We start from the raw sequence: 15,123 nt of genomic DNA, 5'->3' as shown, positions 1-15,123 counted from the left end.
TGCCTGTTTGCCAGCAACCGTTTGTCGGCCGGTCCCTGTTGTGTCGACAGTGTTGCACAGGGATGGGCTCGCGCTCAAAAATGATGCAGAAAATCCGCAAAGGTGATCCATCGCGGCGTCAAGACGGCATCGGTCGACATGCCTGTCAGAGGCGGTCGTTTCAGGCTTCGATGACCATGCCGTCATAGGCCGGCTCGACCCCGTCAGGCAGTTCAGCCTTCAGGGTGCGGTAGTCGAGATCGACATGCATGTTGGTCAGGATGGCCCGCTCCGGTCCGACCCTCTCGATCCACTCCAGCGCCCGCTCCAGATGGGCGTGGGTCGGATGCGGACGATAGCGGAGCGCATCGACGATCATCACCCGGCTGCCCGCCATCGCCTCGAACGCCGCATCGTCCAGATGGACGACATCATTGGCATATGAGACATCGCCGAACCGGAAGCCCAGCGACGGCATCGTGCCATGGTCCTGCCAGAAGGGCAGGATCGGCAGGTTTCCGATCTGCAGCGGGCCGTCGATAAGATGGTCGTTGACTATAGCCGGATAGGCCGCCGAGGCCTCGTCGGGGAAGCAGTAGCCGAACTTGCGTTTCAGCCGGACAAGCGTCTCCGCATCGCCCCAGACCTCGATCCGGCGGCGGTTGTGGATCGCCAGCACCCGCAGGTCGTCCAGCCCGTGGGTCTGGTCGGCGTGATCATGGGTCCAGATCACCCCCTCCAGATCCGTCACTCCGGCATCCAGCAACTGCTCCCGCAGGTCCGGCGAGGTATCGACGAGCACCCGCGTGCCCTCATGCTCCACCAGGATCGAGCAGCGGCGACGACGGTTCTTCGGTTCGTGTGGATCGCACACGCCCCATTCGCCGCCAATACGCGGCACGCCACCGGAACTGCCACAGCCAAGGATCGTGACACGCATGTTCAGAATTCCGCCCGGGTGAACAGGCTGCGGAAGTTCCGCGTCGTCTGCGCGGCCACCTCTTCCGCGCTCACGCCCTTGATTTCCGCCACCTTCGCCGCCGTGTAGGCGGTCATGGCGGGTTCGTTGCGCTTGCCGCGCTTCGGTACCGGCGTCAGGTAGGGACTGTCGGTTTCGACCAGCAGACGCTCGAGCGGCACGGCCTCCACCGTGCGGCGCAGGTCCTCCGCCGACTTGAAGGTCACGATGCCGGATATGGAGATGTAGAAACCCAGTTCCAGCGACCGGTCGGCAAGCTGGCGCGTGCCACTGAAACAATGGATCACGCCGGTGAAGGCGCCCTTGTCCATCTCGTCGCGCAGGATGTCGATGGTGTCGGCCTCTGCATCCCGGGTGTGGACGATCAGGGGCAGACCGGTTTCACGCGCCGCACAGATGTGCGCCCGGAACAGGCGCCGCTGAACATCGCGCGGGCTGTGGTCATAGTAATAGTCGAGACCGGTTTCACCGATGCCGATGACCTTCGGGTGGCGGGCCAGATCGACAAGCTGTGCGGTGGTCGTGTCCGGCTCGCTCTCCGCCTCGTGCGGGTGGACGCCGACGCTGCAGAACAGATCATCGGCCTGCTCCGCGATACCCCGGACGATGTCGAACTCCCGCAGCTTGGTGGAGATCGTGACCATGGGCGAGACGCCGGCGTTGCGGGCACGGGTCAGCACATCGTCCAGGTCGCCGTCGCGCGCCAGATAGTCCAGGTGGCAATGTGAATCGACCAGCATGCCCCTCACCCCTTCGCGGCGGCGTCTTCGACCACGATGCGCGGGAAGACCGGAACCGGCTTGTCGATGGCGGTGCCACCGGTCAGCGCGTAGGCCGCAGACAGATGCACGAAGGCGCGTGCGTCCGCAGGCACCTTGAGCTGATCCAGCAGGTTTGCCCCCGCATCCGGCATGATGGGCTGAATCAGGATCGCGACCCGACGCACGGTTTCCGCCAGCACGTAGAGCACGGTCTTCATGCGGTCGGGATCGGTCTTCTTCAGCGTCCAGGGAGCCTGGGCATCGACGTAGCGGTTGGCCGCGCCACATACTTCCCAGATCGCCGCCAGTGCCTTGTGCAGCGCCTGCACGTCGATCTCCGCCCGCACCCGGGCCAGAGTCCCGCCAGCCAGGTCCAGCAGGGCATTGTCGTCATCGGTGAACGGTCCCGGCTGCGGCAGCGCGCCCTCACAGTTCTTGAAGACCATGGACAGCACCCGCTGCGCCAGATTGCCGAGATCGTTCGCCAGGTCACCATTGGTGCGGTGGATCATGGCCTCGCGGGAGAAGTCGCCGTCATTGCCGAAGGGCACTTCCCGCAGCAGGAAATAGCGTGTCTGGTCCAGGCCGTAGGTCTCCACCAGTTCCTCGGGCGCGATGGCATTGCCGAGTGACTTCGACATCTTCTCGCCCTCGATGGTCCACCAGCCATGGGCAAACACCCGCTTCGGCGGCTGCAGACCGGCAGACAGCAGGAATGCAGGCCAGTAGACCGTGTGGAAGCGCAGGATGTCCTTGCCCACCATGTGAACGTCCGCAGGCCAGAACTTCGCGAACAGCTCGTTATCGGTATCCGGATAGCCGACAGCCGTCATGTAGTTGGTCAGCGCGTCCAGCCAGACGTACATGATGTGCGCATCATCGCCCGGCACCGGCACACCCCAGCTGAAGCTGGTGCGGGAGATCGAGAGATCGCGCAGCCCGCCCTTCACGAAGCTGACGACCTCGTTGCGGCGCGCCGTCGGCATGATGAAATCCGGGTTCTCGTCATAGAACGCCAGCAGACGCTCGCCCCATGCGGACAGGCGGAAGAAATAGCTCGGCTCCTCCACCCACTCGACTTCCGCGCCGGAGGGGGCGATGCGGGTGCCGTCCGGCTGCTTCGTCAGTTCATCCTCGCCGTAGAAGGCCTCATCGCGCACCGCGTACCAGCCGGAGTAGCTGCCGAGGTAGATGTCCCCCGACTCCTGCAGCCGCCGCCACAGTTCCTGCACGGAACGGACGTGGCGTTCCTCCGTCGTGCGGATGAAGTCATCGTTGGAAACGTTGAGGATCGGCATCATGTCGCGGAAGTTCTGCGCCACCCGGTCGCAGAAATCCTGCGGATCGGTATTGGCGGCTGCGGCCGACTTCTCGACCTTCTGCCCATGCTCGTCCGTGCCGGTCAGGAAATACGTGTCGAAGCCATCCAGCCGCTTGAAGCGCGCGACCACATCGCAGGCAAGCGTAGTGTAGGCATGTCCGATGTGCGGGCGGTCGTTCACATAGTAGATCGGGGTGGTGATATAGAACGGACGGCCCTGGCCCTCGCTCTGCTCTGCCCCGCTGCCCTGCGCTGCAGCGTCGATGGTCATCCGTCTCTCCCGATCGGCGTCGGCTGACGCCCTGTGTGCGCATATTCCGGTCCTGCAACCGCCTGGGCGCTATCTCTCGCCCGTACTGACCCGGGCCGCTTCCTCGAAATCCGAGAGGATCGACAGGGTCACAGCCTTGCGGTTCAGATTGACGGCCCCGGTACGCTCCCTGAGCCGCGCGAGTTTGTCCCATACCTCGAACCATTGATCAAGACTGCCCCGGGTCAGGCGCTGCATCAGTTCCCGCTCCGTCTGGCTGGCCGCCAGATCCTGAAACGGTGCCTGAACCAGACGTTTCAGGAACCCGTCCAGCAGGTCCATCAGCAGTCCGAAGGCAATCTCCCCCTGCCCGGCCTTTGCAACCATGTCGCCCAGCTTCTGCGCCGCTGCGCGGTCCATGCGGGGCGCGGAGACCAGGGCGGCGAGAAGCTGGCGATAGAGCGCCTCTCCACCCGCCGCCTCCAGCCGCAGGGCCAGACCGGGCGAGCCATTGGCGAGTTGCAGCAGCAGCGATGCCGCGGCTTCCCCGATCTCCGGATTCGCATCCGCCATGACCGCCAGCCCCTGCGCCTGCGTCAGATCCCCCAGCGACAGGCGACGGCATCGCGACCGGATGGTCGGCAACAGGCTGCCCGGTGCATGGCAGACCAGGATGAAGATCGTGTCCGCAGGCGGTTCCTCGAGCGGTTTCAGCAAGGCATTGGCCGCATTGCGGTTCATGTCATCCGCCGCATCGATCAGGACAACCCGGCGCGATTTCAGATTGGCCCGCTGCCCCAGAAAGGAGGTCAGGCGGCGCACGTCATCGACGCGGATCTCCGTGTAGTAGCGCTTCCTCTCGTGGTTCCAGGCGCGACGCAGGATCGTGAGGTTCGGATGCGAAGCGCTGGCCACCTGCACGAACAGGGGATCATCCCTGTCCGCATGCAGTGTCGGTGCCGATGCGCCGAACAGGCCGCCACCCGACTCCCCGGACAGCAGGCTGCGGGCAAAATGGTAGGCCAGCGTGGCCTTGCCCGTCCCGGCCATACCGGTGAGCAGCCAGGCGTGATGCAGTCCGTTCCCGGCCGCTGCCTCCGCCAGGGTATCCCAGGCCTCCGCATGGCCGTGAACGCGTGTGGTCAGCGCGGGGTGCAGTGACTCCGAAATCTCGTCCGGTGCGGGGCGCGTCGCCTCTTCGCTCATGGCTGTCCAAGCCTCGAAAGCACCAGGTCGAGAATCCGGGCGGCAATGTCCTGCTGCCGATCGCTCGCGGAGATCACATGACACCGTTCCGGTTCGCGTTCGGCAATGTCGAGGAAACCCTGACGCAGCTTCTCGTGAAACTGCCGCTGGGCGGTCTCGAAGCGATCCGTTGCCGTGGCGCGGGCGGCGGCACGGCCCAGCCCGGTTTCGATCGGGGCATCCAGAATGAGCGTCAGATCAGGCATCCGCCCCTGCATGACCATGCGGTGCAGGTCCATGATCAGGTCCGGTCGCGTCGCGTCATCCAGCCCGCCAGCCGCGCCCTGATAGGCACGGGTTGAATCGATGAAACGGTCGCAGATGACGATCTCCCCCCGGTCGACCGCAGGCAGTATGACCGCGCGCATGTGGCTGTGCCGGGCGGCGTTCAGCAGCAGGACCTGCTCGACCGCATCGAGGTCCTGGGCGGGATCGAGCAGCAGGTTCCGCAGGGTCTCCGCGGTTGGTGTGCCGCCGGGTTCGCGCGTCGTGACGACGGTATGGCCGCGAGCCCGAAGGCAATCCGCCAGCAGCGCGGTCTGGGTGGACTTGCCGACACCCTCCCCGCCCTCGAACGTGATGAACAGCCCGCGCGCGGCAGATCCCGCTCCGGCGCGATCAGCCACCCGAACCCCAGATGACATGCGCCAGGGCCGCGCCGATGCGGCCCAGCGGTCCCAGCGGCGCCACATCATCTGCCGCCAGCAGCGGGGCAGAGGCAATGCGGGCACCATCAGCCGTCACCACGAGGCGACCGACCTGCTGCCCCTTCGATACCGGGGCCGGTACCGGACCGTCATAGACGGCCTCCACCTTCATGCGGGCACGATCCGCCCTGGCCATGCTGACCAGCAGATCGTCCCCCAGCATAAGGGGTACCTTCGTCGACTGCCCCAGCCATACCTCAGCCTCCGAAACCGTCTCTCCGGCACTTCCAAGCCGGTATGTCGCGAAGGTCCGGAACGCCCAGCTCAGCAGACGCTCCGCCTCGTCACCGCGTTGCCTGGAACTGTCCAGCCCCGCGATCACCATGACCAGGCGCTGATCGCCACGAATGGCAGAGGCCGTCAGCCCGTACCCGGCGTTCTCGGTATGACCGGTCTTCAGGCCGTCCGCGCCAATGTTCCGGTACAGCAGCGGGTTGCGGTTCCGTTGCGTGATATCACTGTAAGTGAATGATTTTTCGGAAAATATCGGATAGAAGTCCGGGAAGTTCCGGATCATGAGCATGGCGAGCTTGGCCAGATCGCGCACACTCATCCGATGTTCCGGGTCGGGCCAGCCTGTGGCATTGCGCAGCTCGGTATTCTCCAGCCCCAGTTCCTTCGCGCGGCGGGTCATCTGTTCGGCAAAGGCATCCTCGCTGCCGGCAAGCGCCTCGGCGACGACGATGCTCGCGTCATTGCCCGACTGCACGATGATGCCACGCAGCAGATCCTCCACCCGGACCTGCTTGCCCACCTCCACGAACATCTTGGAGCCGCCCTTCTTCCATGCCTTCTCGCTCACCGGGAAGGTGTCATCCAGGCTGAGCGCACCGCTCTTGATGCGTTCCAGCAGCATGTAGATGGTCATCAGCTTGCTCATCGACGCCGTTGGAATGGGCCGATCCGCATCCTTCTCGAACAGCGTCTGGCCGGATTCGAAGTCGATGACCACGGCATGCCGGGCCCGGGTCTCGAAATCAGCCGCCCGTGACGGCGCGCCGAAGGCGAGTACGGAAAGCAGCAGGATGGACAACAGTCTCAAGGGCATGAGCAAGTGACCTCAGCGCGGTTCGAATGGGAATGAACGATGACGGCGTCAGTCTAGTCGACGATGATCCGCGCGTCATCCGCCCCGGCATTCAGTGCGAGATCCAGAAGCTGGTCTGCCCGTTCAACCGTATCGATCGGACCCAGGCGGACGCGAAAGAAATCCCGCTGATCAACCAGCACATGATCGATGAAGGCCGGCCCGACCGCAGAGAGCCGGGACCTGAGACGGTCGGCGTTCTGGAACTGGGTGAATGATCCGGCCTGCACGAAGAGGGTTGTCGGGGTTGTCGGCACCACCCGAACGTCGTCGATACTGCCCTCCGCCGGTGTCTCGACTGTCAGCGGCTTGCTGGTCACGGGTTTCCGCACCACAGGCTTCGACTGGTTCAGCGCGGCATTGCCGTCTGCGCCGGCCGGCGGCGGCAGGGAGGCGACCTTGACCGACTTCCTGGGGGCCGCCGCCACTGCCTTCTTCTCATTGTTGGGGGTCTTGACCGGGCGCAGGACAAAGCGGTCGTCGTCCGACCCCACGACCTCCACCCGGACACGGGCGATGCCCTGACGCTCGAACCCCAGCAACTGGGCGCCCCGATGGGACATGTCGATGATGCGGTTGTTCACGAAGGGACCGCGATCATTGACCCGCACCGTCAGCACCCGCCCGTTCTCCAGATTGGTGACCCGGACCGTGCTGGGCAGGGGCAGGGTCTTGTGCGCCGCCGTCACGATCCGCTTGTCATAGATCTCACCGCTCGCCGTGGCGCGACCGTGAAACGGGTCGCCGTACCAGGACGCAATGCCGGTCTCGTCGTAGTCGGGCATCTCCGCCGGGTAGTACCAGACACCCTTGATCTGATAGGGACGCAGACTGGCACGTCGTACCTTGGCCGAATCGATCTGCCGCTTGGTAGTGCCGGAAATATCCGATTGCGCAAGCTGTTTCGCACCGTGGATGGCCAGGGTCGTCTCGGCACAGCCCCCGAGAGCGAAAAGTAGGACCGGAACGACGGCGGCAGCGAGCCACCGGATTATCGCTGCCTGGTGGCTTCCCATGATTGTCGCTCCAAAGCTCGCCAGCGTGATTCGCCCAGTCTATCTGCGGCCTATGGCGTCGGCAAGCTGCGAGACGGCGAGCCCGTACAGGTGCGCACAATTGTACCGCAGGATCGACTGATAGTTCCGGTAGACCAGAAAGGCCTTACCGTCCGCACCATCAGGTTCCACCAGCGACGCAGGCAGGTTCCGGGTCGGCAGGTCGGATCCGTCCGCGCGCCGCACGCCAAGCGCCTGCCAGTCAGCCAGACCCATGGCGCCGGACATACTGTCGATGGCCCGGCAGCCAGAGCCCGTGCGTGGCGCGGGTATGGCCGCGCGGAAGGCGGCTCCGGCGGGCAGGGTCACTTCCCTGCCCCAGGTCTGGTCATCGTGCCAGCCATGCTTCGACAGGTAGTTGGCAATGGAGGCGAACACATCGGCCTCGTTGGACCAGATGTCGCGATGGCCATCCCCGTCATGATCACGGGCATAGGCCATGTAGCTGGACGGCATGAACTGCGGCTGCCCCATGGCACCGGCCCATGAACCCAGCATCTCCGAATGGGGGATCAGCCCCTGGTCGATCATCTGGAGGGCCTGGAACAGTTCCCGCCTGAAATAGCTGGACCGCCGCCGGTCATAGGCCAGGGTCGCGACCGCAGGTATGACCGGCATCGTGGGTTTCACCGCGCCGTAGCGGGTCTCCATGCCCCAGATGGCTAGGATGAAGCGCGGCTGCACGCCATATTCCGCCGCGATCTGATCAAGCAGTGCCCGGTGCTTCTCCAGCTTGCCGCGCCCGACGCGGATGTTGGTCGGCGTCAGCAGCCGGTCGTGATAGATCTGGTAGGTCAGCTTGAATTCGGACTGGTTGCGGTCGCGCTGCACCACGCGGCGCACCGGCTCGATACCCGTCAGGGCCACCCGGATCGTCTCCTCGGCGATCCCCTTCTCCCGCGCCTCCTGCCGGACACCATCCAGCCAGGCATCAAAGGGGGGTGGCGCTTCGTCCGCCTTCGCAACGGGCTGAGGCAGAGTCCACATCATGGCAAGACCAAGAAGAACCGCAGACCAACGCATCACTCACCCCTGAACCAGTATGGTGCCATCATCCGGGTCTGCCGATGATTCGGGAAGTCACGCACCGGTGACCGCTGGCGCGCGGCCGCAAACGCTCATCCTGCGAGCAGGCGATCTCCATCGCGCCGCATGTTCTCGGCTGCCTTCGGTCCGTCCAGCATCTCGACCATGCGCACCAGGCCGTAGAAGCCTGCACGGGCGCGCGCCTGCATCTCCGGGTCGGCGGGTGTGTCTGCCAGCCGTCGCATCATTTCGGCTCGCCGACCATCGATGTCCCGACGCAGCCTGTCCCGACGCTGTCTCAGGGGATTGTCGACGCCCAGCGTGTCGATCCGGTCACCCAGCCGGATGACATTGTCGATCTCGCTCTCCAGTTCACGGTAGGTCTCGGCATGTTCCAGCCCGGCGCTCAGTTCGGTTGGCAGCAGTTGCCGGATCTGTTCCTGACGATCCTGCTGCAGGGTTTCCACACTGATCAGTCTTTCGATGCTGCCCAGCGTGTCGGCAATGTCACGTGCGGCCCTGTCCGTCTTCGGGGTTGCTGTCCCGGACGCCTTGATCTGGCCAAGCCTGTCGAGCAAGCGCTCCGCGCGCCGCACGCTTTCCCCGGTTCCTGCCTCACCGACCAAGAGTGCAGCGGCACTTGCGCCGATGCTGCTTTCGATCTCCCCGCGAATGACGCGGATCAGGTTCTGCCGTGTCGCACCAGGCAGGTTCCGGTCTTCCCTTGCCAGCATCTGGATGACACTGGCGGGATTCTCGAGGCGGCGGGTCAGCATGGCCATCAGATAGCGGGCGTGTCCTGTCCGGTCATGCGGCAACCCCCGCAACAGCTTCACCAGCAGTTTCCGCCCGCTGTCGTCCAGCGTATCGACGCGGCCTTCCGGGATTCCCCGTGACAGGCTCACCATCGCCTCGCCGATCTCCAGACACCCGGTGATCAGCCCGAACCGTCGCCGCAGGTCTTCCGGCGAACGCGCGGGTCCACACCGCACTTCGGCCAGCGCGGCCGCGGCCGCCTTCCATACCTCCCGCCCGAGCAGGATCTGTCCGGCACGGTCCTCGGGACGCTGATTCAGATGCAGCAGCCGCTGCTCGAACCGCCGAAGCAGCTCCGGTGCCAGCTTCCGCCGTACAAGCCGCGCGATCGCCGTGCAGGAGCGCCGCATGATCAGCCCGGTGTCGCCCGTCGCCTCGTTGACCAGAAACTCCTCGAACGGCTGACAGAGCAGCCGCGAGAGCGTCAGTGCCCGCACCGGACGCATCCGCACCAGCCTGCGCCTCAGAATCTGCATCTCCGGCTGCACGTTCGCCTTGTTGCCCAGCTTCTCGTAGAGCCGGTAGAGCTCGAGGAACTGTCTCGGTTGCAGGGTGAACAGCCGCTGTTCCAGTTCCTCGGCCGAAACGAGTCCGGTCATCGGTGCTCCTCCCCCTGCCCGGCCGTCTGGCTCTCCGGTCTCGCGCGCATGTCCTCGTCCAGTTCACCACTCAGCCAGTCCTCGAAAACCCGGACGCGGCTGCGGTATTCCCTGAAGAGTTCGACGGAGCGCCGTCCCGCATCGGCATCGACCTCACGGGCCGGAACAATGGGTATGATCCGCCCGATCTCCTTCACGGCGACATCTATCGCCATCCTTTCGGCGACCGCGTCGTCCCAGATACGCAGCACGTAGTCCCAGCCATCCAGCAGCCAGGCGATGCGCAGGAGGTAACCGCGCAGGTTCTTCTGGCTGGAGTCCCAACGGGCCATCAGGCGGATCGGATCGGCCAGAATGCGATCGACCTCGGCAATCGCACGCCCGGCAATCCCGGCGGAATGGTCAGCCGACATGGCGGCAAAGCGTCCGATATGCGCCAGATCGGAGACAGTGGTCCGCCCCCAGTTGTCGATGGCGTGGGAGAATTCCTGCATCCGCGTGTGCAGATGCCGCAGCCTTCCGGGCTCTGGCAATGACCGAAGGCCCAGAGTGCCAAGCAGTTCAGCCAGGTCCTCGATATGCTGGTCAATCGCGACGGCATCGATGCCTGCCCGGGATGCGGCACCACCCAGCATGGTGCGGACCTGCGACCGCCCCTCCGTCGATGCCATCGTGGCAATCAGTTCCTGCCCGATCTCACCGCCCCCGCGGCGCACGGTGTCGAGCAGCAGCATGATCCGGGTGGAGACCTGGACTTCGGCGGCCCGGGCCAGTTCCTCCCGCGCCTGCTCCGCCAGTCCCTGGCCACCGATGCCTGTGGTTGCCAGTTCCAGCCAGCAACGCCGAATGCCTGTTGGCGTGACGACCTTCTCGGTCGCGACGATCTCGGTCAGCGTGCGGTCATGGACAGAAAGTGTCGTGATTTCCGGCAGGCTGGTGAAGGCAGTGACATAGACACCCTTGCTGCCCGAAAACCCGGGCAGGACGACCTCCAGCCTTTCCCGGTCATCAAGCCGCACCCTGCACTGCGCCAGCGCACGGGTCGTGAAGGGGATGACCGTCCCGCGCTCCAGGAAGGTGCTGGGTTCATAGTGACTGCGCCGAGCATGCGCGGCCTTCTGGGCGGCCGTCACCGGCGCAAGCGTACCCGTCCCGTCCTGAACCGCAGCCGCCGATGCCTTCAATTCTGTCGCCACGTCCGTCCTCGCCCGTACTCAACCCGCACAGAATGCGCAGTCGGACGAAGGCTAGGTCGCAATGGCAAAAATTGGCTTAACCGTCAGACCTGGCGGCCAAGCCTTGCACGTATGGCTGCTATCTGCTGGTCCGCATCGATCCGGGTAAGAGCCGTGATCTCCAGTCCCCGATCCTCCAGCACATCCGCGCCGCCCGCCCTCCGCATGCGGTCACGGATCACCGCATCACGGCGGTGCAGCAGTGCCTCGATCTGGGGGCGAAACAGCACCATCAACGCAATGAGCCAGCGATTGACCGGCCACTCGGGCCAGATCAGATCCATCTCGAACCGGTCCAGCATCGCGATCACGTCATGGGCGCTGTAGAGGGTCTCACCCGTGACCCAGCGGTTGGTGCTGAACAGGTGCGTCGGCACACCGAAGGCGTTCATCGACACGGCCACCAGATGCGCCAGCGCGTCATTGCCCGCAGGCCAGGGTTCGTCACGCTCCAGCGGCAGGGGGCGCACGTCCGGCTGCATGCCCCTGGCCCGCAGGAAGGTGTGGAAGTGTCCGTGCTCCCCCGTCGCGCCCCGATGGGCATGGTAATAGTACTGGCTGTGCGTCTCCGGGTCGTAGACGTCGCCCTTCGGATAGTGGTCCCATTCGTAGAACGTCTCGGACTGCTTCAGCAGCAGGCCGACGATATTGTCTTCCGTCTTTGCGATCACGCGGTAGATGTCCAGCAGCTCGTCGGCGGCGGCCAGCATCCGTTCGAGCCGGTGACGATCGCAACCGTCCAGCAGGCGCGCCGGGTCGAGCCTCAGATCGACTTCCGCATCCGCAATCTCCCCCACCCAGTGATCACTGAGCGCAGGACCGGCCCCGGTGAACCTGTCTGCCGCGCTGGCCTGCTTCATCCGCTTCACTCCCGGCCCGTGTTGCTGTTCGATCGACTGTCCGCCCCGCATCATTCCGCATGCGCATGCCGCAGGGGCTCACCTTGTCAGGTAATCTGTCCGTGACGCAGTGTCGAACGGACTCCGGTCAGCATTGTTCAAATTCGCGGGATCAGGGCAAAGCCGCCGGAGCGACACGATGCCCAGAGGGGCGGCTCAGATATCGCCCGGCGGTTCCCCGCGGCAACGGGCACGGGATACGGCATCGGTCCCGGATAATATCCGGCTCAATTGCCTAGTGATTGGGCATGTTGCGCATTTATCAGGCAACAAATCTGCGCAAGATTTTGGCATGATCCGCTAACAATTTGCTTTTATTGAATTTTTCCGCACGATGCGGATGGCATGAGCCATGCTATTCTCTTCTGGCGTAACCGTGTGGTTGCGTGAGGAAACGTACTGCTCACAGGATGCCGAGAAAACATTGATGAAAAAGATCGAGGCAATCATCAAACCCTTCAAGCTGGACGAGGTGAAGGAAGCCCTTCACGAGGTCGGCCTGCAGGGTATCACGGTGACGGAAGCAAAGGGCTTCGGTCGTCAGAAGGGTCACACCGAACTGTATCGCGGCGCCGAGTATGTCGTCGATTTTCTGCCGAAGGTGAAGGTGGAAGTCGTGGTCGAGGACAGCATGGTCGAGCGCGCGCTGGAGGCGATCCAGCAGGCTGCCCACACGGGCCGCATCGGTGATGGCAAGATTTTCGTGTCGGCGGTGGAGGAAGTCATCCGCATCCGCACGGGCGAGAAAGGGGTCGACGCGGTCTGACGCGTCCGAGCCGCAGGTTTGGGGTCCATTGACGGGCCGCAACATATCGACAGGTTGGTTATCCACTTCAGAGGGTGAAAAATGTCTGACGTCAAAAGCGTTATGGAACAGATCAAATCGGGCGAGATCGCCTATGTGGACGTGCGGTTCACCGATCCGCGCGGCAAGTGGCAGCATCTGTCCATGGATGCACAGGACTTCTCCGAGGATTTCTTCGAGGAAGGCATCATGTTCGACGGTTCGTCGATCGCGGGCTGGAAGGCCATCAACGAGTCCGACATGGCGCTGATGCCCGACGCCTCCACCGCGGTGATGGATCCGTTCACGGCTCAGCCGACGCTGATCCTGTTCTGCGACATTCACGAGCCCTCGACGGGCGAAGGCTACGGCCGCGACCCGCGCACCACCGCCAAGCGTGCCGAGGCCTATCTGGCCTACACCGGCATCGGTGACACGGCGTTCTTCGGTCCCGAGGCCGAGTTCTTCATGTTCGACGACGTGCGCATCACCACCGGTTCGCACAACACGTCCTACATCCTGGACGACGTCGAGGCGCCGCACAATTCCGGCGCCGCGCTGGAAGGCGGCAACATGGCCCACCGTCCCCCGGTCAAGGGCGGCTACTTCCCGGTGATGCCGGTCGACTCCGGTCAGGACATCCGTGGCGAAATGCTGACCGTGATGCGCGAGATGGGCCTCGAGACCGAGAAGCACCATCACGAGGTTGCGCCGAGCCAGCACGAGCTGGGCACCCGGTTCAACACCATGGTGAAGACCGCTGACGGCATGCAGATCTACAAGTATGTCATCCATCAGGTCGCCCATCAGTGGGGCAAGACGGCGACGTTCATGCCGAAGCCGGTCTCGGGCGACAATGGCTCGGGGATGCACACGCACATGTCGATCTGGAAGGACGGCAAGCCGACCTTCGCCGGTTCCGGCTATGCAGACCTGTCCGAGACGGCGCTGTACTACATCGGTGGCATCATCAAGCATGCGAAGGCGCTGAATGCCTTCACCAATGCGTCTACCAACTCCTACAAGCGCCTGATCCCGGGCTTCGAGGCTCCTGTGCTGCTGGCCTATTCGGCCCGTAACCGCTCCGCCTCCTGCCGTATCCCGTTCGGTTCCGGTCCGAAGTCGAAGCGCGTCGAGGTCCGTTTCCCCGATCCGACCGCCAATCCGTACCTGGCCTTCGCGGCCATGCTGATGGCTGGCCTGGACGGCATCGAGAACAAGATCCATCCGGGCGATCCGATGGACAAGAACCTCTATGACCTGCCGCCCGAGGAACTGGCCGAGGTGCCGACGGTTGCCGGCTCCCTGCGCGAAGCCCTGCAGGCCCTGGACGCCGACCGCGAGTTCCTGAAGAAGGGCGACGTGTTCACCGACGACCAGATCGACGGCTACATGGAACTGAAGTGGGAAGAGGTCTACCGCTTCGAGCATGCACCGCATCCGGTCGAGTTCGCGATGTACTACTCGGTCTGATCCCGCTTTCAGACAACGGGTACGAATGGGAAGGGGTCGCAGCCAGTCGCTGCGGCCCCTTCTTCGTTGAGGGATCGCGGCCCGGTTCGGATTGGTGTGCGGTCAGGGCTGACGGATGCTCACGATGAGCGACCGAGCCACTGCGGAATCTTGCGCAGGGGCTTGGCGAACAGGGCACGGTCCACAAGCCCGCTGCCCAGGCGCTGGCGGCGGACCTGCAGGCTCTGCATATTGCCACGCAGGAAGGCACGGATGCCGCTGCTGCTGTAGCCGCCGTTGGCCATGTCGACCAGCACATAGGGAACATGCCCTGCCCTGAAATCGTTCAGTTCCATGGCGCGCAGCATCCAGTCGTAGTCGGAGGCACTGGGCCAGGTCAGGTCAAATTCCCCAACCGTTTCCGCGACCGCCCGCCGGACATAGAACCCCGGATGGGCAGGCATCCAGCCAAGACGAAAGCCGCCGGGACGATAGGGCGTGTTGCGCCAGGCACGTACCAGACGCCGTGACTCATGGTCCGCCACGATATCGATGTCACCATAGGCGACGTCGTGACTGGCCAGGGTCTCGGCGATGGCCGTCAGCGCGCCGGGATCGCGATACCTGTCGTCGGAGTTCAGGAACCCCACCGCGTCCCCGCTGAAGCGCTGCAGCCCCTTGTTCATGGCATCATAGATGCCCCTGTCAGGCTCGCTGCTGATCCGGATCGACGGATCGCCGAAGCTCTGCACGATCTTCAGCGTGTCATCGCGGGAGGCCCCGTCGACAATCAGCAGTTCCTTGTCGGCCCACTGCTGCTTCAGGAACGACTCCACCGTCCAGCCGATGGTCGCGGCCGAATTGAAGCAGACCGTCACGACAGAGATCTTCATGCTCGGGCTTTCCGGTCGGCACAGGCATCGCCGGA

At 64.2% G+C, this 15,123-nt stretch carries 14 protein-coding genes; 2 read left to right on the top strand and 12 right to left on the bottom strand.

Annotated elements, in window-relative coordinates; translation table 11 throughout:
• Positions 1-160: 160 nt before the first annotated feature.
• The 11 genes from QGV55_RS08290 to QGV55_RS08240 all read right to left on the bottom strand — a co-directional run bounded on the left by QGV55_RS08290 (position 161) and on the right by QGV55_RS08240 (position 11,920).
• Positions 161-919 (bottom strand): MBL fold metallo-hydrolase, encoded by a 759-nt coding sequence (locus tag QGV55_RS08290; RefSeq protein WP_281017296.1) that lies wholly within the window; start codon positions 917-919, stop codon positions 161-163.
• Between the two features lie 2 nt (positions 920-921).
• Complete coding sequence (locus QGV55_RS08285; RefSeq protein WP_281017297.1) at positions 922-1,698, bottom strand: TatD family hydrolase; 777 nt, start codon at positions 1,696-1,698, stop codon at positions 922-924.
• Positions 1,699-1,703: 5 nt separating this feature from the next.
• Entirely contained in the window at positions 1,704-3,311 is a 1,608-nt protein-coding gene (gene metG, locus QGV55_RS08280; RefSeq protein WP_281017298.1) for a methionine--tRNA ligase, read from the bottom strand.
• Between the two features lie 69 nt (positions 3,312-3,380).
• Positions 3,381-4,496: a DNA polymerase III subunit delta' gene (locus tag QGV55_RS08275; protein WP_281017299.1), complete on the bottom strand. Its 1,116-nt coding sequence runs from the start codon at positions 4,494-4,496 to the stop codon at positions 3,381-3,383.
• Positions 4,493-5,161: a dTMP kinase gene (gene tmk / locus QGV55_RS08270; protein WP_281017300.1), complete on the bottom strand. Its 669-nt coding sequence runs from the start codon at positions 5,159-5,161 to the stop codon at positions 4,493-4,495. The genes QGV55_RS08275 and tmk overlap by 4 nt, the downstream gene beginning before the upstream one ends.
• Complete coding sequence (locus QGV55_RS08265) at positions 5,154-6,290, bottom strand: D-alanyl-D-alanine carboxypeptidase family protein (protein WP_281017301.1); 1,137 nt, start codon at positions 6,288-6,290, stop codon at positions 5,154-5,156. Before QGV55_RS08265 ends, tmk begins: the two co-directional genes overlap by 8 nt.
• Before the next feature lie 53 nt (positions 6,291-6,343).
• Complete coding sequence (locus QGV55_RS08260; protein WP_281017302.1) at positions 6,344-7,345, bottom strand: septal ring lytic transglycosylase RlpA family protein; 1,002 nt, start codon at positions 7,343-7,345, stop codon at positions 6,344-6,346.
• Positions 7,346-7,384: 39 nt separating this feature from the next.
• Positions 7,385-8,374, bottom strand: coding sequence for a lytic murein transglycosylase (locus QGV55_RS08255; protein WP_281023725.1), 990 nt, complete (start codon positions 8,372-8,374; stop codon positions 7,385-7,387).
• Positions 8,375-8,502: 128 nt separating this feature from the next.
• Positions 8,503-9,825 (bottom strand): hypothetical protein, encoded by a 1,323-nt coding sequence (locus tag QGV55_RS08250; protein ID WP_281017304.1) that lies wholly within the window; start codon positions 9,823-9,825, stop codon positions 8,503-8,505.
• Complete coding sequence (locus tag QGV55_RS08245) at positions 9,822-11,021, bottom strand: hypothetical protein (RefSeq protein ID WP_281017305.1); 1,200 nt, start codon at positions 11,019-11,021, stop codon at positions 9,822-9,824. The genes QGV55_RS08250 and QGV55_RS08245 overlap by 4 nt, the downstream gene beginning before the upstream one ends.
• An 83-nt stretch (positions 11,022-11,104) precedes the next feature.
• Positions 11,105-11,920, bottom strand: a complete 816-nt coding sequence (locus QGV55_RS08240; protein ID WP_281017306.1) for a hypothetical protein — start codon at positions 11,918-11,920, stop codon at positions 11,105-11,107.
• Positions 11,921-12,386: 466 nt separating this feature from the next.
• Here QGV55_RS08240 and QGV55_RS08235 point away from each other — a divergent pair, with 466 nt between their 5' ends.
• Together QGV55_RS08235 and glnA are read left to right on the top strand one after the other, a co-directional pair.
• Positions 12,387-12,725 (top strand): P-II family nitrogen regulator, encoded by a 339-nt coding sequence (locus QGV55_RS08235; RefSeq protein WP_281017307.1) that lies wholly within the window; start codon positions 12,387-12,389, stop codon positions 12,723-12,725.
• An 81-nt stretch (positions 12,726-12,806) separates the two neighbouring features.
• Positions 12,807-14,216 carry a type I glutamate--ammonia ligase gene (gene glnA / locus QGV55_RS08230; protein ID WP_348637623.1) on the top strand — a complete coding sequence of 470 codons (1,410 nt, stop codon included), beginning with the start codon at positions 12,807-12,809 and terminating at the stop codon, positions 14,214-14,216.
• 119 nt (positions 14,217-14,335) lie between these two features.
• Here the strand turns inward: glnA and QGV55_RS08225 are convergent, their stop codons facing one another.
• Positions 14,336-15,088, bottom strand: coding sequence for a glycosyltransferase family 2 protein (locus QGV55_RS08225; protein WP_281017309.1), 753 nt, complete (start codon positions 15,086-15,088; stop codon positions 14,336-14,338).
• Between the last annotated feature and the right edge of the window lie 35 nt (positions 15,089-15,123).

The sequence above is a fragment of the Minwuia sp. IMCC3009 genome, assembly GCF_029909415.1.
GTDB lineage: Bacteria > Pseudomonadota > Alphaproteobacteria > Minwuiales > Minwuiaceae > Minwuia.
Note: the sequence above shows the minus strand (reverse complement) of the source record. Positions and strands in the feature narration are given on the sequence as shown.

Bases quoted from the DNA above. Each gene is read 5' to 3' on its own strand.
- QGV55_RS08290 (WP_281017296.1), bottom strand. From the start codon at position 919: ATGCGTGTCACGATCCTTGGCTGTGGCAGTTCCGGTGGCGTGCCGCGT.
- QGV55_RS08285 (WP_281017297.1), bottom strand. From the start codon at position 1,698: ATGCTGGTCGATTCACATTGCCACCTGGACTATCTGGCGCGCGACGGC.
- QGV55_RS08240 (WP_281017306.1), bottom strand. From the start codon at position 11,920: ATGAAGCAGGCCAGCGCGGCAGACAGGTTCACCGGGGCCGGTCCTGCG.
- metG (WP_281017298.1), bottom strand. From the start codon at position 3,311: ATGACCATCGACGCTGCAGCGCAGGGCAGCGGGGCAGAGCAGAGCGAG.
- QGV55_RS08275 (WP_281017299.1), bottom strand. From the start codon at position 4,496: ATGAGCGAAGAGGCGACGCGCCCCGCACCGGACGAGATTTCGGAGTCA.
- QGV55_RS08255 (WP_281023725.1), bottom strand. From the start codon at position 8,374: ATGATGTGGACTCTGCCTCAGCCCGTTGCGAAGGCGGACGAAGCGCCA.
- QGV55_RS08225 (WP_281017309.1), bottom strand. From the start codon at position 15,088: ATGAAGATCTCTGTCGTGACGGTCTGCTTCAATTCGGCCGCGACCATC.
- QGV55_RS08250 (WP_281017304.1), bottom strand. From the start codon at position 9,825: ATGACCGGACTCGTTTCGGCCGAGGAACTGGAACAGCGGCTGTTCACC.
- QGV55_RS08260 (WP_281017302.1), bottom strand. From the start codon at position 7,345: ATGGGAAGCCACCAGGCAGCGATAATCCGGTGGCTCGCTGCCGCCGTC.
- glnA (WP_348637623.1), top strand. From the start codon at position 12,807: ATGTCTGACGTCAAAAGCGTTATGGAACAGATCAAATCGGGCGAGATC.
- QGV55_RS08235 (WP_281017307.1), top strand. From the start codon at position 12,387: ATGAAAAAGATCGAGGCAATCATCAAACCCTTCAAGCTGGACGAGGTG.
- QGV55_RS08265 (WP_281017301.1), bottom strand. From the start codon at position 6,290: ATGCCCTTGAGACTGTTGTCCATCCTGCTGCTTTCCGTACTCGCCTTC.